Consider the following 19,674-nt stretch of genomic DNA (forward strand, 5'->3'; position numbering starts at 1 on the left):
GTGGTGTGAGAGGTCGGGAGTTAATCACTCCCTCCTACTCGATTATTATCAGTTTCAGTAGCTACTGGCCTCATTATAACTTTTAACTTTTTCAATATGGTCGGCATGAAGTGTGCCCCATTCGTGCATAATTGCCAGAACCGGTTGTAAACTTTGACCATACTCTGAAATAGAGTATTCAACTTTCGGAGGAACTTGGGCATAGACGACTCTTTTTACAATATCCTCATCTTCCAATTCACGTAATTGTTTGGTTAACATTTTTTGTGTAATATCGGGCATCAACCGTTTCAACTCACTAAATCGCTGAGTGCCTTCATTGAATAAATGCAATAAAATAATCGGTTTCCATTTACCTACCAAAATCCCTAAAGCTTCGTCGACTTTACATTGTTCAACTTTCATCTCTTAATAACCTCCATTAGTATACTTTTAGATACTATGATACATTTAAGTAAGTACTTCTCTTGTTGGTCTCTTTGGTTCATAATATCATATAAAGGACATAAAGGGAGGACTTTTAAATGAGCGTTTTATCTAGGGGTATCAGAAGCGTCAGAAATGTAGTTTATCAGGAAAATTCACCGACTCATAAAGTGGGATTAGTCATTGAACCGGGTAACTGGGAAGAAACAGATCCATTTTTGTTGATGGCTGAAGATTTTTTCGAACGAGGCACTTTTGGACCGCATCCGCATCGCGGTATTGAAACGGTCACCTATATCATCGATGGAAATCTTGAGCACCATGACAATAAGACAGGCGGCGGGGAATTGTACCCTGGGGATGTCCAGTGGATGACAGCTGGAAAAGGGATTATTCATTCAGAAGAACCGGCGATTGGAGAAATAGTGAATTGTCTGCAATTGTGGGTTAATCTCCAGAGTGATAAAAAAATGACGGAACCACGTTATCAGAACATGCGTGCAGAAGACATGCCTGTCCGTCAACAAGACGGTGCAACGATTCGTGTATTCTCAGGTTCTTCAGCAGATGTAATAGCTGATACGAAAAATCATGTACCCGTTACGATGGTTGAGATAAAATTAGAGCCGGGTGCTACAATTATACAAGATCTTCCGGGCAGTTATAATGGATTCCTTTATGTTATAGGTGGAAAAGGGCAGGTTCTTTGGCTAGAACACGGATTAACGGCTGAGAAATCTGAAGTAAAGATTCACGCATTAGAGAAAATGCATATCATCTTATATGCAGGTCAGCCTATCGGAGAAAAAGTGGTTGCGCGCGGTCCATTTGTGATGAATTCAGAAGAAGAAATCATGCAAGCTTACAAGGATTATAGAGAAGGAAAATTCGAGTAATGTAATACGGAATCATAAAGTATGAAATATTCCAATAGATTTGCTATGCTTTTAGTAGAAATAAGAAAATGGGAGTTGCTGATATGGATAAAAAGGCGGAATATGTAGCGAGTTTTAAAGAGGCAATGGGGAATTACCCGACGGGAGTAACCGTCGTAACAGCATTTGATGCGGATAAAAAACCGATGGGTCTAACGGTTAATTCATTTGCATCTGTATCTTTAGAGCCTTTGCTCATATTATGGTCAATTGACAAAAGAGTATCCACCTATAACGATTTTCTTAAGACTGAAAAGTTTTCGGTGAATATTTTGGCGTCAGATCAAAGCGATTTATGTACGTTATTTTCCAGCAGAGTAGCCGATCGATTTAGCCAATGTGATTGGAAGGAGTCGGATTTGAATCTGCCGGTCCTCCCAGAGGCGCTGTCCGTTCTGCAATGTAAAACGGTTCAACAAATCGAAGCCGGGGATCATACGATTTTTATCGGCGAAGTATTGGATATCCAGAATGAAAGTAAAGAACCTCTTCTGTATCACCGCAGAACTATCGGTCCAATTCCTAAAGATTTTTATAGCTAAGTAGAAGTATTGAATATTGTTCATAGGCTGAGCGCTGGAGGCCTACCTAAGCGCCTAAGCGTATTTGAAGGTAACATTTATTAGAACTTACACGGCTATCCGTATAAATTACCGCTCGAAAAGGCCTGTCATCACTTGTTGATGACAGGCCTTTTTTTTATTTTGCCAAGGAAACAGAAGTCTTGCTGACCCCTTTACGTGAGATGGCCAGCACGAGCACTAAACCAGCCGCCATCAGTACACCATCAAGCAGAAGCGGCATGCCCCAGTCGCCTGTGCTGTCCCGAAGAACGCCGGAGACAACAGGCGAGAGGACCGCTCCGATTTCTCCAATCAAATTAAGCATCCCGAACATGGATCCTCTGCTTTTTTCGGGCGTTAAGTCGGAAGCGAGTGCATGTGCAACCGGCTGCAATGCAAAAAAGAATAGTCCTGAAACGAATAAAATGATAGACATAACGACGGGACTATTATTACCCAACATTACATAAGCCGCAAATATAAAAATGGTTATGGTCAGCACGGCGGTAAGTATAGCAAGAATATTACGTCGCCCATTTGGACGATCCGCAACCATGTCGGAAATCTTCCCTCCGAGAGGGAAACCGATGATACCGGCCAAGCCATTAAATGACGCAATCAGTGCAGCGGCCATCAATGCTCCACCGCCGAAATCTTTGACGATGGAGACGGACCAAAAGCCGTAAAACCATAGATGCCACATGACTGGGATGAAAAATAAGTACAATAAGAATAGGTTTTTATTTGCCAATAACGGCTTTATTTCAGATTTCTTCGTCATGTACAAATAAAGTATTAAGAGCGGACATAGTGCCACAAGTATGATAGCGATTGCAATAGAAGACAAACCTAGTTTAACCGAAAAATAATAAATACCCATCACTATGACTAGAAAGACTGCGGAGTACATGGACATGTGCAGCAGCCCTTTGCTAAATTGTGTTTTAATGCCTGGCGAGGATAAATCTACAGGTACATTTGGATTATGTTTCGGCTTCATAAATTTAAATAGCAGGAATGCAACGACAAGCGTAATGATCCCAGTCACAAAAAAGGGAAAACGCCAAGCCTCCTCTCCCATAAATGGTTCTGCAATTGTTAAAAGATAGGGGACCCCGAGTGTACCGGCTGTTAGTCCGACAGATAATCCGGTAAGCGCCACGCCCATTCCCAATCCGACTTTTTCGGTAGGTGTATGATATGCGATATAAGAGCGGTCATTCGAATAGAATACACCTTCACCAAGCCCTAATAGAACCCTGAAAAGAATAAAGGCGATAAGGCCACCGACCAATCCGGTTAGCAAGGTGGCAATCCCTGCCCAAACAATACTCAAAATAATTATGGCACGATAGCCGAACCGGTCTCCGAAGTAACCACCAGGAAACTGCATTAGCATGAAGCCAGCAAAAAACAAACTACCGATCAATCCGCCGATACCATGCGGATTTGCTACGTCTGCAAAAAAGGAAACTTCATTTTCAATCATATATGTAACAATCGGACCAGTGGCTACCCGGTCAACGTAAGAAACGAACCAGCCCAAAAATAATAATCCCCAAATCGTATGATACCTTTGCAAACCCTCTTTTTTCATTTCTCACACCTCCAATTCCGTTCTTTATAAAAAAATGCCTCTCTATTTTTGATAGAGAGGCATTCAATAGATTATCGCCTATTCATCAGTTCCAAACATCTTGTGCGATAGACACAACGTGGCGAACTTTTTCCCACTGTTGCTCTTCTGTCAATCGATTGCCTTCTTCTGTTGAAGCAAAACCACATTGAGGGCTTAAACAAAGTTGATTCAACGGAACATGTTTGGCAGCTTCTGATATTCTCACTTTTATCTGTTCTGGATCTTCCAAATCACCGAATTTAGAAGTGATTAATCCTAATACGATGTAAAGATCCGGACGGTTGACGTGGCGCAACGGCTCAAAACTGCCTGAACGTTCATCATCAAACTCTAGGAAAAGGCCGTCAACATCCAATTTGCCGAAGATAGTTTTGGATACATTCTCATAGCCACCACTTGAAAAATAGGTTGATTGGAAGTTGCCACGGCAAATATGCATCGTAACGAGCAAGTCGGCTGGTCTTTTTGCGATGGATTCATTAATTGCCCGAGCTGAAAGTTGAGCGATGTCATCAGGATCTTGACCTTTCGCTTTCAATGTCTCTCTTCCTTCTTCCGACAAAAGGGAAGCCCATGACGTGTCATCGATTTGAAGATAACGGCATCCTTCATCGTAAAGCGCCTGAATTACGTCTTGATAGGCAGTTACCAAGTCATCAAATAATTCTTCGTCACTTGAATAGATCCCTTCTTCGAATGTCGCTCTGTGGAGCAGCATATTCGGGCTTGGAATCGTGAATTTAGCAACCGCATCTCCCGCAACACTTTTCAGGAACTTGAAATGTTCGATCATATAATGATTGCTGAAACCGATTTTCCCTGTCACTTTGATGCCGTGTGCTCTCGTTTGAACGCCATTGAATTGAAGACCTTTATCAGTTTCGTAAAATTCAACGCCATCGAAGCCGGAAAGGAAATCGAAATGCCACCATTTACGACGGAATTCTCCGTCTGTCACTGTCTTCAGTCCGGCCTTTTTTTGATTTTCTACTAGCTTTGTGATTTCCTCGTCTTCGATTGTCTGTAATTCTTCGGCAGTGATTTCACCGTTATCTTTTTGCAGGCGTGCTTTTTTTAGACGCTCCGGGCGTAAGAAGCTCCCGACGTGATCCGCTTTGAATGGTGCAACTATTTCATTTTGTTCTTCTACTGTTTTTGTCAATTTATATTCCCTCTTTCTCATAACTAGTATTTTGTTTACGAGTACTTAATTACGTACTGCAACTAGGGTAGATGCTTTTTTCAGTGCTTGCTCAAAATCTTCAATCAAGTCGTCCACATGTTCAAGGCCTACAGAAAAACGTAGTAGGCCATCCGTAATCCCACGTTTCTCCCGTTCTTCTTTCGGCATAGCAGCATGGGACATCGTAGCAGGATAAGAAAGGATTGATTCAACCCCGCCTAGACTCACAGCGAAAACAGGTATACGGACATTGTCAACAAATGCTTTTGCTGTAGCTCTATCTGGCAAACGGAATGACAGAACCGCTCCTGGACTAGTTGATTGTTTCGCATGGACTTCGTAACCTGGATGACTTACTAACCCCGGATAAAATACCTCTTCCACTAAAGAGTGTTCATTCAAATATACGGCGATTTTTTGAGCCGATAAGGATGACTGAGTTAGACGAGCTCCAAGCGTTTTGATCCCTTGAATTAACGAATAGGAATCTTGAGCACCCAATATAGAGCCGAAAGAGTTCTGGATAAACGCCAATCGATTTCCAAGCTCCTCATCCTTCGTCACTGCCAAACCGGCAATAATATCGCTATGTCCAGATAGAAACTTCGTAGCGCTATGGACAACTATATCAACGCCAAGATCAAGGGGGCGTTGGTATAGTGGCGACATGAATGTGTTGTCGAGGAACGTCAGACAGTCATTCGCTTTTGCGAGTTCGACAATGGCTGCAATATCCGTAATACCTAATCGAGGATTGGAAGGTGTTTCTACATAAATTACTTTTGTATTCGGCCGGATTGCACTAGCGGTTTCTTCTAAATTAGCCAGATTAACAAATGTATGGTCGATACCGAACTTTGGTAGGACTTGTGTTACAAATCGGAATGTACCGCCATAGACATCTTCAGTAACAACGATATGGTCACCTGAAGAAAGGAGCATGAAAGCGGAGGAGATGGCAGCCATCCCAGAAGCAAATGCTAATCCGCGTTCACCGCCTTCCAATGAGGCTATTGTTTTTTCCAATGCATCTCTCGTTGGATTACCAGAACGGCTGTAATCATAGGGACCAAATTCGTCAAAGCTTTCTTGATGAAATGTTGAAGATAAGTAAATAGGTACATTCACTGCACCCGTTTTCCGTTCGGAATCTCCACGTGTCGATGCGTGTATAAGTGTCGTTTGTAATCGTTCATTATTGAGACTCATTGTTGAAGCACCTCGCTTTTTAATGTTGAAAACACTTGCTTTAAATCGGCAATCAAATCTTCTACCTCTTCCACTCCGACTGAGAAACGTAAAAGACTATCGTCAACGCCCCGTCGTATCCGTTCTTCACGTGGTATTTCCGCATGTGTCTGTGTTGCTGGGTAAGTAATAAAACTCTCCACGCCTCCGAGACTTTCAGCAAATGTAATAAGTTTTAGATTTGCTAAGAAAGGTCCAACCCATTCACTATTTTGCAAGCGGAAGGAAAGCATACCGCCTTTCCCGGGATAGAGAACGTCCGCAACATGTGGTTCGCTCTTCAAGTAATTTGCGATTATCTTTGCATTTGCATCATGTTGCTTCATTCGTAAGTGCAGTGTTTTTAGTCCCCTAATGATTAACCATGAATCGGAAGGTGACAGAACTGCACCGATAGCATTATGGTTGGTTGCCAATACTTCACAGAGCTCCGTGCCTTTTGCAACTACAAGACCGGATAGGACATCGTTATGTCCTCCGATGTATTTCGTGGCGCTGTGTATAACAATGTCTGCGCCTAGCTCAATTGGTCTTTGGAAATAAGGCGTTAAAAATGTGTTATCGACAATCAGTAATAAATTATGCTTTTGGGCGAGTTTCGCGTATTGACGTATATCAAACTCCTGCATAAGTGGATTTGTCGGTGTTTCGATAAATAGGGCTCTTGTCTTCGCAGTTATCAATTTCTCAGTTTCATGGACATCAGTAAAATCCGTATATGTTGTTCCGATTGAATAGACATCGGAATACTGCTTTAGTAGGCGATAGGTACCCCCGTAAATATCTTCCGGAACAATCAAATCATCCCCTGGACGGAAAAGTGATAAAACAAGCTGAATCGCAGCCATCCCTGAACTACATGCAAAACCGGCGTCACCGCTCTCTAAATCTGCAATGCCTTCTTCCAAAATGGAACGGGTCGGATTTTTCGTCCGCGTGTAGTCATAGCCAGTTGACTGACCTAAGCCTTCGTGTTTAAAGGCGGTCGATAAATAGATTGGTGGGTTCACTGAACCAGTTTTCGGATCACTGTTATTACCAAGTTGTACAAGTATTGTTTCCAAACTTCGTCTTGTCATTGGATTCACTCTCTTCTTTTAAAATCAAAAAGAGGACCCTCTATATGGAGAGGGTCCTCGAAATGTCGAAGTCAATCTCCTTATCTTCTAGGTAAATAGATACCTATTGGAATTAGCACCGTACCTAAACAGGTTGGTTGCTGAGACGTCATCGGGCCAATCCCTCTGTCTCTCGTGATAAGAATAAAATATGAAGTTGTTTGAATATACAATTTAGATAATTCTACCATGGCATGAATTATAAAACAAGAACCAGATTCCTAATGCTTTTCCCGAAGCAGCTGCATTCGTTGATTGAACAAACTAGGATAAGATAGAAATCCGAGTAAGACACTGGTTACTGCTGCGGTCGTTAATAAGAGAAAGATGATCAGCAATTGAAACTGAACAGCTTGAATTGGGTCAGCTCCAGCAATGATTTGACCACTCATCATACCAGGCAGTTGAACTAATCCCATTGTTTTCTGACTCTCGATTGTCGGAATCATACTGGCTTTGATAGAATTGATCAGTTGTCTATGAATGGCTTGTTTTGGCGTTCCCCCAAGTGACAGGATAAGTTCCGTTTCGTCGCGATGCGTTTCAACCTCTGCCGTAAATCGGTTAAGGAAAAGGATTGACAATACCATCGAATTACCGATAATCATGCCGCTGATTGAAATGATATATTGTGCAGTTGCGGGTACAATCTGGAAGCCTAGTAAAATACTTTGGGTTAGCACTTCAACGAAAATTAAGGTGACTGCAATTTTCCATGTAATTCCCTTGATGGCTGTCCCTTTCTTTCTGGCATTTTGTGTCGCAGCTACAATCATCAATGTAACCATTAACACGATATACAAAATATTTTCTGAGTCGAAGACAAATTTAAGAATATATCCGACTGCGAGAAGCTGTATAATCGACCGGATTGTTGCAATGATCGTGTCCTTTTCTAATCCTAAACGGAGCGTCTTTGATAATACAAGGGGAATGATAACGAATATAAGGGTGATGGCTAATGTTAAATAAGTCATACGGAGGATACCCCTCCTTCTACAAACTGCCTCACTAACTCATTCGTCGATGATTTTAATAAGTTACTTTCACAGGTTTCGATGATTTGCCCTTCCATAACAACCCATGTGTAATCACCAATTGATAAGGCTTGTTCCAGATTATGTGTAATCCAGATGATTGTTGTACCATATTTCCGATTGATTTTGCCGATTAATTCCTCGATTTCAGTTAACGACGATCGGTCTAAAGAAGAGGTGATTTCATCGAGCAATAAGATTTCCGATTTATTGATCAATGTACGGGCAATTGATACTTTTTGACGCTGTCCGCCTGATAATTCGTCGATTTTTCGGTGCAGAAATAGTTTGTCGAGGCCCACATCATCTAGAATTTCAACTGCATCTTGTTCTGGCAGTTTTTTACCTTGAAGTTCTAGGGGCAGTGCTAAGTTATGATAAATAGTCCCCTTTATCATCGGTGCACTCTGAAGTGCAATGCCGACATGACGCCGTAGTTCAACAGGTTCATAGGCGGAAATGGGTTTGTCATGAATATAAATTTCCCCGGAGGTGGGGGAAATCAATCCATTACACAATTTGAGCAACGTTGTCTTTCCCGCTCCCGAAGGACCGACGAGTGTCGTAATTTTGCCTTTTGGAAAGGAGCCCGTCACGTTTTTTAAAATATGTATATCCCCTATGGAATAGTCAACGTTATAAAAATGTAATGCAGGTTCATATAAATTGGACATGTTAATCGCTCCTAGACTTTCTTATTAATAATAATTCTAATCTAAGGGTTGTATTCATGCAAGGAACATTGATTCAAGCTCTTATAATTCAATAAATGTTTAGTACTATTCATATAGCGTGCGTTTTGTGCTATAGTGACCACTATATTGGGACGTCTACTATTCCTTGAAGTGTAAAATAGACTTTTAACCAATGAAACTTAGTACTGGTTTAAAACGTATATGTATTGAACGAGACGACTTTTTTAAAAAAGAGTGGGGTCCAAACGTTTTGAGTTTGGACCCCGTTTTTTTCCAATATGAGATACTCAATTGGTTTAATCGTATGGAGGTGCAATGATGGAGAGCAAGACTGAAACTGCAGTGTATTGGGCATTTCTGAGTCACGCACAATGGAATATGTATATCGCAGCGACAACAAAAGGGCTTTGTTATGTGGGTTCTTTAAATGCTTCATCTGCGGAATTAGCTGTATGGGTGAAGAAACGGCTTGCGGACCACATTCTGATTGAAGACGCTGAGGTTTTGCAGCCGTATGTAGTTGAATTGATTGATTATTTGGAGGGGCGGCGAAAAGAATTTTCATTGCCGATGGATCTTCACGGTACGCCTTTTCAATTATCAGTCTGGAATGCATTGCAAGAAATCCCATACGGCCAGACTGTGTCATATTCAGATATTGCTGAACGTATACAAAAGCCAAGTTCGGTCCGTGCAGTCGGAACTGCGATTGGCGCAAATCCGGTATTAATGACCGTACCTTGTCATCGTGTCATTGCTAAAAATGGGAAACTGGGCGGTTTCCGTGCTGGTTTAGAGATGAAAGAGCAATTACTTCGACTGGAAAATCATTTGCAATGGTAGTGGAAGAAAGACGAATGATAAAGAGATTGTATTATTATCTCTTTATCACCGTTTCTTTATTCGTTACATCGAGTACGTCAAGCAGGAATACAAACACTGGTATACCGATAATCAGACCCCAGACACCGAAGAAGTGTTGAGAAAAAATTAGTACAACGAACGTGTAAAAAACAGGTAAGTCGGTTTTGGAGGACATCAGTTTAGGATTTAATATATATGCTTCAATTCCATGAATAATCATAATCGCGATAAGGACATAAACAACTTTAAGTATTCCCCCGATTGTAAAGGCGATTAAAGTTAAAGGCACCAGTGAAATGATTACGCCTGCTACCGGTATTAGGCCTAAGAAGAAAACCATTATTGTCAAACCAACTATTTGTGGGAATCCAAGTACAATTAATATAATTACCGTTAAAAACGTATTAACAATTGCGATAATGAATTGAGCTTCAATTACTTTACCGAATGTGCGTGCAAACTTTTTTCCGAAGAATTCGATTTCATAATAAAAAGGAGCTATTTTGCTGTCTTTAAATTTGCTGGTGAATTCTATTAAGCGTGGTTTTTCCAATAGGAAAAACAAACTTAAAATTAAAGCAAGCAACACTTGAATACTCGTTTTGCTAATATCGGAAAAATATTTTACCAGAAACGAAAAACCGTTTTCCAAATAGGCAGCGATTTGATTGGTAGAAATGATGGATTCTAAATAGTTAAGCAAAACATTGTCATGAGGCTCAGCATAGAAGTTGGTAATGCGCTTAATAATTTGACTGATTTCCATTGTGATTAAAGGCAGATACTTTACAATACCAAACATTAATAAACTCACGATTACTGAATAGAGTAGAATCACCAACACCTTCCGGTTTAGGCGCACTCGTTTGACCGTAAATTCAACTAGTCGATTCATGAGGAAAGCGAAAATAAAGGTAAGTAAGATGATATTCATCATACTTCTGACGCTGAAAAGAATTAAAATTATTAAAGCAAAGATAATAAAACGACGGGGTCCCTTTTTCTCGAAAATATCAAATAATCCATTCATCTGAACTGTAGCTCCTTCATTATTAGTTTGAAGTGATAAATCTTCCTATTATTCATATTAGTATTGACATAATAATAAAGTTTACCATTCACTTGTAAAAGAATATGTATTATATAGGCAAAGGAGATTTAAACCAATTAGGTTACCTCCCTTTAGTGTTTGATTAATTATATGATACATCGAGCAATAAATGAAATTTTGGGGCATGTTTTAATGAGTGGAAATGGCTACTCAATAAGCTCAGAATGTTGCAACTGCATTATACCTCCTTTACCTTCATTGAATAACAGAAAACCATCCTTGCATATCTAACAAGGATGGTTTTACTATGCTCTGCCAACGATTACTTTTTCGTAGAACGATATAAATCAACCATTGCCTTTTTTCGATCACCAAGAGTAGCAAAATCAAGAGATAACTCTTCATGAATGCCATTTTCATTAATGGTTCCTGTTCTAATTTTTTCGGACAACGTTTTACCCTTATTCAATTTATTACTATCATCTTTTTTCATGCCGATACCTCCTTTACTAATTGATTCTTTTTAATATGGCTCAAAAGCAATTGATTCATGTAGGATATAATTTATAATTAGTGGAATGATCAATAGGATAGGTCACAACCTGTTAACTTGAGTTGAATCTAGGATGAATAGTGTATACTTGTAGCATTAGAATGCGTTTTGGTTCTTTATTAAAAAGAGATTCTAATCACCCATTCCGTGTTTATTGATTAACCATTTATTTGCATAGAACACTTGCGAGAAGGGCTTGGAATCAGCCATTTTCACTGGACTATTTCCGGCCCGCTTTCGGCGAATTATTCATGACACTATTACCGAGAGGAAAGTGTGGCTAGAAGCGACTCCGTCACTTCTAGCCACACCTTTTAAGTTCATATTGTTGTGATTATTAGCCAGTCGCGTTCCTACAATATTCAAGTGAAAAATGCAGCTGCTTTGAAAGAATAGAATAGATGATATTCTATAAAGACTGTAAGTGCCCGAAGATGTAATTTCGGGCACTCTAGTACCTTGTACATAGCATTCTCTGCTTACTATCATGATGAAATATGTGAAGCTCTAAAAGAAAGTGATACTTCCTGAAAATAAAAATAGAGAAACTATAGAAGAAGGCTTGAGCGGCCAAAATTGTATCTTTGGCCGCTTCTTTCCAGGTGAGGAGCCAGCTATTCTTTCGTCCCGAAAAGCTTTAGAACTTCTTGTATTGGTACCTTTGGAGAGCGACGGATGAACAACCGCCATATGATTACCGGGAAAATAAGTAGGGATGCGACGAAGTCGCATCCCTACTTATTAAAACATCTCGAAAATGTTATAGAAATTGTTCAATCCAAAGCAATCCAAAAACATCTACACACGTAGTCCACAATGTTTGATTAAGTTATTTTGGTTAATCAACAGGCGTGAACCCATTCATATAAAAAATGATTATAAATGTATCACTCTAATTACTACTTTTATAAAGGGGAAATAAATTGATGCAAAGTGTTGAGTCAATCATAATCGATGACATCATTCAAGATATTGTTTTAGGAAAATATAAAGCGAATGACCAATTTCCATCAGAAAATGAACTTGCAGACCACTACCAAGTACCGCGGATCAAAGTCAGGAATGCCTATTTGAAATTGGAAGATATGGGTTATATTTATTCGCAACAAGGAAAAGGTAGGTTTTTAAAACCTAAGCTGCAGCAAATTGAATTGCATTTGTCGGGAAGTTCTAGCTTTAGTGAAAAAATGAAACGTGCTGGATATGAACTGGTAACCCAAAACTTGGGGTGTGAAAAAATCGCCTATGATCCGAGTATCTTTGCTAAGTTGCAAGTGCAGCAGGAGGAAGAAGTATTTAAGGTTTCAAGACTTCGCATCATAGATGGACAGCCGTTAGCGCTCCATATTTCATACGTTGCAAAATCTGTTTTTCCTCGAATAGAAGTAGAGGGCGGCCACATTCAGTCAATGTTTTCTTATTACGAAGATCAAGGATTTACTGAATTTGTCAGTAGTAAAAGTTACGTAACTATTTCGTTTCCGACGAGTGTCGAGCGAACTCTTCTCGAATGTACTTCGCTAGTTCCTCTATTAATTATTCAAAGTGATTGTGTAGATGCCATTCAAAAAAACGTGCTAGAATATACAAAAATCATATACCGCAGTGACTTATTTACATACGTTATTGCGAATGAGTGAAGAACAAGCCCTTGTCAATTTGACAGGGGCTTGTTTTTGTTAATTTGCATTTACATTCCTTAATAATTACTTAACATCACGCCACTTGGCAACAAGATAAGATGAGGTTGTGAAGGAGTGAGATGATGAATCGACGCAAACGAACGAAAATACTTATCGATGGCTCACGTAATTTTACAAGAGAATTGGTAAATGAAATTGAACGTAACTACGATATTCATGTTTTAGCTACCCCACAACAAGCGTTAGCGATGGTCAAGTTGAGAGAGACGGCCCAAAAATCACTATTTTACCTTGGAGAAGTACTTGTGACCGAAACAAAGGTTCAGATTAATAATACATTAGGCATCGGAATTATCGTGGGCGATGAAGAAGAATTCTCCTACCAGTTAGCCGTAATCGATGCAGCATATGAAGCAAACTTGGTTGAGACTGAAACGTGGACATTGCTTTTCGATGATGAAGAAAAACGAATTCATGAAAACAGACTATTAAAAGAAGCATCCATATTAAAAACAAAAGTTAATTTTGAAATGATGGACGTTTAACTTCATTGAGTCGGGGTTCAAACTCCGACTGAATTAAGAGGAATGAAGTTCAATTCCTCCCTGTTAAAGCCTCCGACGAATGCCACAGATTTTGCAAGGAGTCAAAAGGCAACCTAAGTTCGCCGCGTCCTGCGGCAGAGATTGCATACCTGCATCCTGCAGGCACAAGCGCGATTCAAAATCTGGGCGCAATTACGCCAAGGTGTAATTGATTTATTAAATTATGTTTAGGAGTGAAACGATGGCCATTGACGTAGTGCACGATACACAAGAAGTTTTTCGGACAATCCTTCATTGTATGTCGAGACCAGGAACGATTAAAAATATTGGTAAAGGCAGTGAACAGGAGGGGCACCGAGAATTTTGCTCGCATTCAATTCTTCTGAGTGCGATTACATTGCTGGATGCAGAAGTTCGTTATCATGTCATAGGTCAAAATGCAGCCTCAATCGAAGCACTTTTCTCTGCCCATACATTGTCAAAAGTGACGGATTTACATAAAGCGGATTACATATTCATTATGCAAGATGATCAGCAACAATTCTTACATGATGTATTTACGAAAGCGAAAAAAGGGACGCTTGTGGATCCACAAAAATCCGCAACGATTATCATCGAAACGGAATCGCTAGCAAATGAGCTATATCTCGTTTTAGAAGGACCAGGAATTGCTGATAAAGAAAACGTAGAAATTCCGGGTAGTGAATATTGGATGGATGCAAGAGCTGAGGCCAATAAAGAATACCCGCTCGGAGTGGATATGATATTAATCGATAGGCAATCCAATCTGATGTGTCTGCCAAGAACAACGATTATTCACGATCGAGGGGTGTCTTAATGGCTTATGTAGCGGTTAAAGGTGGAACAGAAGCGATTGAAGAATCGATAAAACGCCTCACCTTTGAACGGGTCCAATCACAGGAACTATTAGAAGTGAAAACGATTATGGCGACGATGCGCGGCATGGTTGACCAGGTGATGTCCGAAAGCAGTCTGTACTCGGAATATTTGGCGGCACTTGCCATTAAACAGTCGGAAGGGAATATGGAAGAAGCTGTGTTCCTGTTACGTGCTCACCGTTCTACATTGCCAAGGACTTATTATACGCGTGTTGTTGAAACGGACTTAATGGCAGTAGAACGTAGAATATCCGCAAGTTTCAAGGATATTCCAGGCGGTCAGATATTAGGGGCGTCCTATGATTATACACATCGTTTAATGGACTTTGATTTGATTGATGAATCGAAAAATACGATGAAAGAATGGCTTGACCAATTTTTGAATGAAGAAAATACAATGATAGATAAAGCCAGTTTAACTTCGTTGCCAAAGGTAGTTGATTACCTTCGAAAGGAAAAATTACTTTCCGAAGTAGAAGACGACAACACGGAACCGATTGATGTGACAAAACAAAGTATCCAGTTCCCGACAACACGCAGTGAAAGACTGCAAGTGTTAACGAGAGGACAAACGGGAACCGTCACTTCTCTTGGATATGCAGCAATTCGCGGATACGGTCCAGTACATCCGACAGTTGGAGAACTGCGTGTCGGTAAGTTGCCATTGACGATTGGGTATCCAACAGATAAGACAGATGACGAAGAAAATGATTTTTATATCGGTGAAATTAAAGTGACGGAAGTAGAGGCGTTCGTTCCGGTTTCAAGCCAAAAAGATAATGATAGGGAAGAAATTGATTTTGAGATAGGTTATGGAATTTGTTTCGGACAGAATGAAACAAAGGCAATTGCCATGAGCATTTTAGACCAGAGCTTAGAATTAGGAAACCAAGGTTACCCGACGCAGGATGAAGAATTTGTTCTGCTGCACATTGATTCGGTAGAGTCGAGTGGCTTTATCTCCCATTTGAAACTGCCTCATTACGTTACGTTCCAATCAAAGCTAGATAGCATACGGAAAATTAAAAAGGAGTCTGAAAAATAATGCAGCTAAAAACACATTTCGCTTTATTTGATGAAGGTTCCAAAAAAGAAATACGCAGAGCCATTCTGAAAGCAGTCGCAATTCCAGGGTATCAAGTACCATTCGCTTCAAGAGAGATGCCGATTGCACGGGGATGGGGAACGGGCGGTCTTCAAATTACTTTGTCGATCATCGGAAAACAAGATGTACTAAAAGTGATTGACCAAGGCGCTGACGAGTCGGTCAATGCAGTTAATATTAAGAAACTCGTCAACAAAACGACAGGTGTCGAAACAACAATCCAAACGAGTGAAGCGACGATTATTCAATCGCGGCACAGGATTCCTGAAGTTCCATTAACAGAAAAACAGATTATGGTTTTACAAGTTCCGATACCTGAACCTTTGAGGTGGGTGGAACCAAGCGAGTTTAAAACGAAAAAACTGCATGCCGAGAATGATTATAGCGGTGCATGGTTGCAGTTGTTTGAACAAATTATGAAATACGGAAAAACTGCTACGAATGCGGATCATCCTGTGCTCGTTCATGACCGTTATGTTATGGCACCAAGCCCGATTCCACGTTTTGATAATGCTAAAATGCACCAGTCGGAAGCGCTGATTTTACTAGGTGCTGGACGAGAAAAGAAAATTCACGCGGTACCACCTTACACGAATGTAGCTTCACTTGCATTTGAAGATTATCCATTTGAAGTGGAATCGTTTGAAGGAAAGAATTGTCGCTTATGTCATTCCACGAACGTCTTTATGGATGAATTGGTTGACCAAGATACAGGGGAAACTCATTACCAATGCAATGATACTAGTTTTTGTCTTTCCGTGTTAAACGAAAACGAAGTGGTTTCGGAGGTGGAATTACTACATGCAAGATAAGCCCATTTTACAAGTGAAAAACCTGCAGAAACAGTTTGGGCACGGATGTCCAGTTTGTACAAACGCCAACGATGGGGTATTGGAAAAAAACTATTGTCCTCATTGTAAAACAGTCTATGCGTGCCGTGACATCTCGTTCGATCTCTACAAAGGTGAAATCCTTGGTATCGTAGGCGAGAGCGGAAGCGGAAAGTCTACGCTGATGCAATGTCTATATTTCGACGAGGCTGTTACGGATGGTGAAGGCTACATAACACTACATCAGGAGGGAAAGGTAAATATTTTTGAAGAATCTTCTCAACAACAACGTCACATCCGAAATACCATTCTTGGCATGGTGTACCAAAATCCGATTCTTGGACTGAAGATGGACTTTTCATCAGTCGGAAATATTGCTGAAAAGCAAATTGCAGCCGGTAATCGTAGAGTGGATCGAATGGAACAAAGAAGTAAAGAGTTGCTAGAACATGTTCATATTCCGTTAGCGCGAATGAAAGACGAACCGAAGAAGTTTTCAGGTGGAATGCAGCAACGTGTACAAATTGCAAAAGCACTGTCCAACAATCCTCCAATTCTATTATTGGATGAAGTCACGACAGGTCTTGATTTGTCAGTCCAGGCAAGTGTTCTCGACTTGATAAAAAAGATTCAACGGGAACTTGGTATCAGCATGATTGTTGTATCTCACGATTTAGCCGTCATTCGTATGCTGGCAAACCGAACAATCGTAATGCTTAATGGGGAAATAATCGAGCAAGGATTAACCGATCAAGTTTTAGAAGATCCACAACATGCTTTTACGCAACAACTCGTCTATTCATTAATCTAAATGGAGTGATTCTGTGTACGTACTAACAAATGGCCAAATAATTACAGAAAATCAAATCCTTCAAAACCATGCAGTAGTTATAGAAAAGGATCTCATCAAAGCAATCATTCCTGAGGAGGAGATTGCGGGATTCAGTGAATACACACTAATTGATGCACAAGGAGGTTACATTTCACCAGGATTTGTAGACATCCATTCCGATTATATAGAAGGAATTGTTTCTCCAAGGCCGACATGTTTAATGGACTTTAATATGGGCATCCGGGAAGCGGAAAGAATACTGGTCAGTCACGGAATTACAACGATGTACCATTCCCTTTCAATTTATAAGGATGACGGATTTTCACATAAACCGATACGCAATCCACAAAATGTGAATCGGCTCATCGATGCCATCAATGATACACATACGAGCCAGCACTTAATCCGAAATCGTATGCATGCACGTTTCGAAATAGACAATATTGAGGCTGTAGATCGCTTCATTCAAAATATTGAAGAAAAGAAAGTCCATCTTATTTCCTTCATGGATCATACGCCAGGACAAGGGCAATATAGAAACTTAGAAATTTACCGAGATACATTAAAAGGATTCCGTAATATGTCGAATGCAGAGGCGGACGTGCTTATTGCCGACAGCATCACCAAAGAGAAAATCACACTAGAACAAATCAAAGAAATTGCTCAAATCGCTTTGGACAATAATATAGCCATCGCTTCGCATGATGACGACGAACTAGAGAAGCTCTCATTAGTAAAAAGCTATGGGACTACGATTAGTGAGTTTCCGACGACGATAGAGGTTGCGCGAAAAGCAAAAGAACTCGGCTTGTGGACAATCGCAGGGGCACCGAATGTTTTGCTCGGGGGTTCTCATTCTGGAAATTTATCGGCCGCGGAGGCAATTCAAGAACAAACGATTGATATTTTGTGCAGCGATTATTACCCAGCGGCTTTACTTCACTCGCTTTTCAAATTAAGTGATGAATACGGGCAAAATCTTCATGAAATGTTTCAACTAGTTACACTGAATCCTGCAAAAGCAGTCGGAATCGATGATGAAATTGGGTCTATAAAGATAGGGAAAAAAGCGGATATTATCATTATTGAGAAAATGGATGATGGGTTTCCGATGGTCACGGCTTCAATTGTGGATGGGAAATTGATCACAAGGACGATGTATCGATGAGGACAACTGAGGTTCAATTATCAGAAACGCCATTTATTCATGACCATTCGGAGCTGAAAAACACGCGTCTAGGCATATTTACCGAAGTTGGATTGTACAATTTTATCGAAAATACAGTACTGGATGATTATTCGTATACAGGGCAATTCTGCTTTATCCAAAATGCGCAGATTGGAAAGTTCTCCAACATTGCGGCAATGGTTCGGATTGGTCCTACAGATCATCCGTATGAACGACCGTCACTTCATCATTTTACCTATCGCCCGCATATGTACGGCTTTGGTGATAGAGATGATGAACCATTTTTTGAACAACGTGTGAGCCGGACAGCATATGTCGGCCATGACACGTGGATTGGTCACGGAGCCATCATTCAACCTGGAGTAATAGTTGGCGATGGTGCGATTGTTGGAAGTGGCGCAATTGTAACGAAGGATGTACCTCCATACGCAATTGTCGTTGGTGTGCCCGCAAAGGTTATTAAATATCGATTTTCTGAAGAAACGATTGCGGCTTTGCAGCGCATCAAATGGTGGGATTGGTCCTATGAAACCATCAAAGAGCGAATGGATGATTTTCATATAGATATTGAAAAGTTCGTTGCAAAATATGATGGGAGGTAGGATTTTGTGCCGCAGTTAATTGAAGTAAAAGAATTGAGTAAGTCCTTTACGATTCACCATCTGGATAAAAAGATGAGCGCAGTAGATAATATCAATTTTTCCCTTAAAGAAGGTCAATTTATTGGCATCGTCGGAAAGAGTGGTAGTGGTAAATCAACCATTTTAAAAAGTATTTACCGAACGTATCTCCCAGAAAAAGGTGCTGTATTATACAGTTCTGAAAAGTTCGGAATGGTCGATTTGTCGCAGCTATCGGAAAGAGAAGTATTATATTTGCGAAAGCATGAGATTGGCTATGTGTCACAGTTTTTAAATGTCATGCCGCGAACGACTGCACGTGAACTTGTGGAGCAGGCTGTAATTGAAATGGGGAAGTCGCAAGAGGAAGCCAGGAGGACGGCAGAGGAAGCTCTCTCTCATTTCGAACTGGACCCCGAGCTCTGGGATAGTTATCCGAACACGTTTTCAGGAGGGCAGAAATTACGATTGAATATTGCATGCGCCATTGTGAAAAAACCACGATTGCTACTGCTGGATGAACCGACAGCAAGCTTGGATAATGCCTCTAAATTGAAAGTGCGTGAAGTGATTGAACGATTGAAAAACGATGGAACGACATTGATTGGGATCTTTCATGACTTAGAATTTATGGATGGTTTATGCGACAAAGTTTATGATTTACAGAAAAAAACTGTGGTCTGAAATGGAGGAACTACT

The 19,674-nt window shown here is 40.4% G+C and carries 21 protein-coding genes and 1 riboswitch; of the genes, 12 read left to right on the plus strand and 9 right to left on the minus strand.

The features are described 5' to 3' along the window. Positions 1-54: 54 nt before the first annotated feature. Positions 55-405: a winged helix-turn-helix transcriptional regulator gene (locus tag AC25Y6_RS17615; protein ID WP_482103154.1), complete on the minus strand. Its 351-nt coding sequence runs from the start codon at positions 403-405 to the stop codon at positions 55-57. A gap of 119 nt (positions 406-524) precedes the next feature. On the opposite strand from AC25Y6_RS17615, the gene AC25Y6_RS17620 reads away from it, so the two are divergent. After that, complete coding sequence (locus tag AC25Y6_RS17620; protein ID WP_488143939.1) at positions 525-1,322, plus strand: pirin family protein; 798 nt, start codon at positions 525-527, stop codon at positions 1,320-1,322. Positions 1,323-1,405: 83 nt separating this feature from the next. Next, complete coding sequence (locus tag AC25Y6_RS17625; RefSeq protein ID WP_488143940.1) at positions 1,406-1,903, plus strand: flavin reductase family protein; 498 nt, start codon at positions 1,406-1,408, stop codon at positions 1,901-1,903. Between the two features lie 157 nt (positions 1,904-2,060). Here AC25Y6_RS17625 and AC25Y6_RS17630 read toward each other — a convergent pair whose 3' ends face one another. From AC25Y6_RS17630 to AC25Y6_RS17655, 6 genes are all read right to left on the minus strand, one after another. Beyond that, positions 2,061-3,521 carry an MFS transporter gene (locus tag AC25Y6_RS17630; RefSeq protein WP_488143941.1) on the minus strand — a complete coding sequence of 487 codons (1,461 nt, stop codon included), beginning with the start codon at positions 3,519-3,521 and terminating at the stop codon, positions 2,061-2,063. Positions 3,522-3,606: 85 nt separating this feature from the next. Next, complete coding sequence (locus tag AC25Y6_RS17635; RefSeq protein WP_488143942.1) at positions 3,607-4,725, minus strand: 5-methyltetrahydropteroyltriglutamate--homocysteine S-methyltransferase; 1,119 nt, start codon at positions 4,723-4,725, stop codon at positions 3,607-3,609. A 45-nt stretch (positions 4,726-4,770) separates the two neighbouring features. Beyond that, entirely contained in the window at positions 4,771-5,955 is a 1,185-nt protein-coding gene (metC, locus tag AC25Y6_RS17640; protein WP_488143943.1) for a cystathionine beta-lyase, read from the minus strand. After that, positions 5,952-7,073, minus strand: coding sequence for a methionine biosynthesis PLP-dependent protein (locus AC25Y6_RS17645; RefSeq protein ID WP_488143944.1), 1,122 nt, complete (start codon positions 7,071-7,073; stop codon positions 5,952-5,954). Before AC25Y6_RS17645 ends, metC begins: the two co-directional genes overlap by 4 nt. Before the next feature lie 77 nt (positions 7,074-7,150). Next, positions 7,151-7,257, minus strand: a riboswitch (SAM riboswitch). 76 nt (positions 7,258-7,333) lie between these two features. Continuing rightward, positions 7,334-8,089 (minus strand): ABC transporter permease, encoded by a 756-nt coding sequence (locus tag AC25Y6_RS17650; RefSeq protein WP_482105814.1) that lies wholly within the window; start codon positions 8,087-8,089, stop codon positions 7,334-7,336. Next, a complete protein-coding gene (locus AC25Y6_RS17655; protein ID WP_488143945.1) occupies positions 8,086-8,823 on the minus strand; it encodes an ABC transporter ATP-binding protein in 738 nt (245 codons plus the stop codon). The genes AC25Y6_RS17650 and AC25Y6_RS17655 overlap by 4 nt, the downstream gene beginning before the upstream one ends. Positions 8,824-9,162: 339 nt before the next feature. Here AC25Y6_RS17655 and AC25Y6_RS17660 point away from each other — a divergent pair, with 339 nt between their 5' ends. Further along, on the plus strand, positions 9,163-9,687 hold the full coding sequence (locus AC25Y6_RS17660) for a methylated-DNA--[protein]-cysteine S-methyltransferase (protein WP_488143946.1): 525 nt from the start codon (positions 9,163-9,165) through the stop codon (positions 9,685-9,687). Positions 9,688-9,721: 34 nt separating this feature from the next. Here the strand turns inward: AC25Y6_RS17660 and AC25Y6_RS17665 are convergent, their stop codons facing one another. Both AC25Y6_RS17665 and AC25Y6_RS17670 read right to left on the minus strand, forming a co-directional pair. Further along, positions 9,722-10,738 (minus strand): AI-2E family transporter, encoded by a 1,017-nt coding sequence (locus AC25Y6_RS17665; protein WP_488143947.1) that lies wholly within the window; start codon positions 10,736-10,738, stop codon positions 9,722-9,724. A 343-nt stretch (positions 10,739-11,081) separates the two neighbouring features. Beyond that, the gene (locus AC25Y6_RS17670; RefSeq protein WP_482103144.1) at positions 11,082-11,252 is read right to left on the minus strand and encodes a hypothetical protein; all 171 of its coding nucleotides are present in this window, start codon (positions 11,250-11,252) and stop codon (positions 11,082-11,084) included. A 986-nt stretch (positions 11,253-12,238) separates the two neighbouring features. Between AC25Y6_RS17670 and AC25Y6_RS17675 the strand changes: the two genes are divergently transcribed. The 9 genes from AC25Y6_RS17675 to AC25Y6_RS17715 all read left to right on the plus strand — a co-directional run bounded on the left by AC25Y6_RS17675 (position 12,239) and on the right by AC25Y6_RS17715 (position 19,659). Beyond that, positions 12,239-12,952: a GntR family transcriptional regulator gene (locus AC25Y6_RS17675; RefSeq protein ID WP_488143962.1), complete on the plus strand. Its 714-nt coding sequence runs from the start codon at positions 12,239-12,241 to the stop codon at positions 12,950-12,952. A 125-nt stretch (positions 12,953-13,077) separates the two neighbouring features. Beyond that, positions 13,078-13,500, plus strand: a complete 423-nt coding sequence (gene phnG / locus AC25Y6_RS17680) for a phosphonate C-P lyase system protein PhnG (RefSeq protein ID WP_488143948.1) — start codon at positions 13,078-13,080, stop codon at positions 13,498-13,500. 241 nt (positions 13,501-13,741) lie between these two features. Next, a complete protein-coding gene (gene phnH / locus AC25Y6_RS17685; RefSeq protein ID WP_488143949.1) occupies positions 13,742-14,338 on the plus strand; it encodes a phosphonate C-P lyase system protein PhnH in 597 nt (198 codons plus the stop codon). Beyond that, positions 14,338-15,444, plus strand: coding sequence for a carbon-phosphorus lyase complex subunit PhnI (locus tag AC25Y6_RS17690; protein WP_488143950.1), 1,107 nt, complete (start codon positions 14,338-14,340; stop codon positions 15,442-15,444). Before phnH ends, AC25Y6_RS17690 begins: the two co-directional genes overlap by 1 nt. Beyond that, positions 15,444-16,316: an alpha-D-ribose 1-methylphosphonate 5-phosphate C-P-lyase PhnJ gene (locus tag AC25Y6_RS17695; protein ID WP_482103140.1), complete on the plus strand. Its 873-nt coding sequence runs from the start codon at positions 15,444-15,446 to the stop codon at positions 16,314-16,316. The genes AC25Y6_RS17690 and AC25Y6_RS17695 overlap by 1 nt, the downstream gene beginning before the upstream one ends. Then, entirely contained in the window at positions 16,306-17,145 is an 840-nt protein-coding gene (locus AC25Y6_RS17700; RefSeq protein WP_482103139.1) for an ATP-binding cassette domain-containing protein, read from the plus strand. The genes AC25Y6_RS17695 and AC25Y6_RS17700 overlap by 11 nt, the downstream gene beginning before the upstream one ends. Positions 17,146-17,158: 13 nt before the next feature. Next, a complete protein-coding gene (phnM, locus tag AC25Y6_RS17705) occupies positions 17,159-18,334 on the plus strand; it encodes a phosphonate metabolism protein PhnM (RefSeq protein WP_488143951.1) in 1,176 nt (391 codons plus the stop codon). Beyond that, positions 18,331-18,957 (plus strand): LbetaH domain-containing protein, encoded by a 627-nt coding sequence (locus AC25Y6_RS17710; RefSeq protein ID WP_482103137.1) that lies wholly within the window; start codon positions 18,331-18,333, stop codon positions 18,955-18,957. The genes phnM and AC25Y6_RS17710 overlap by 4 nt, the downstream gene beginning before the upstream one ends. Before the next feature lie 6 nt (positions 18,958-18,963). Next, the gene (locus AC25Y6_RS17715; protein ID WP_482103136.1) at positions 18,964-19,659 is read left to right on the plus strand and encodes a phosphonate C-P lyase system protein PhnL; all 696 of its coding nucleotides are present in this window, start codon (positions 18,964-18,966) and stop codon (positions 19,657-19,659) included. Positions 19,660-19,674: the final 15 nt, after the last annotated feature.

The organism is Sporosarcina sp. Y1004, assembly GCF_057669665.1.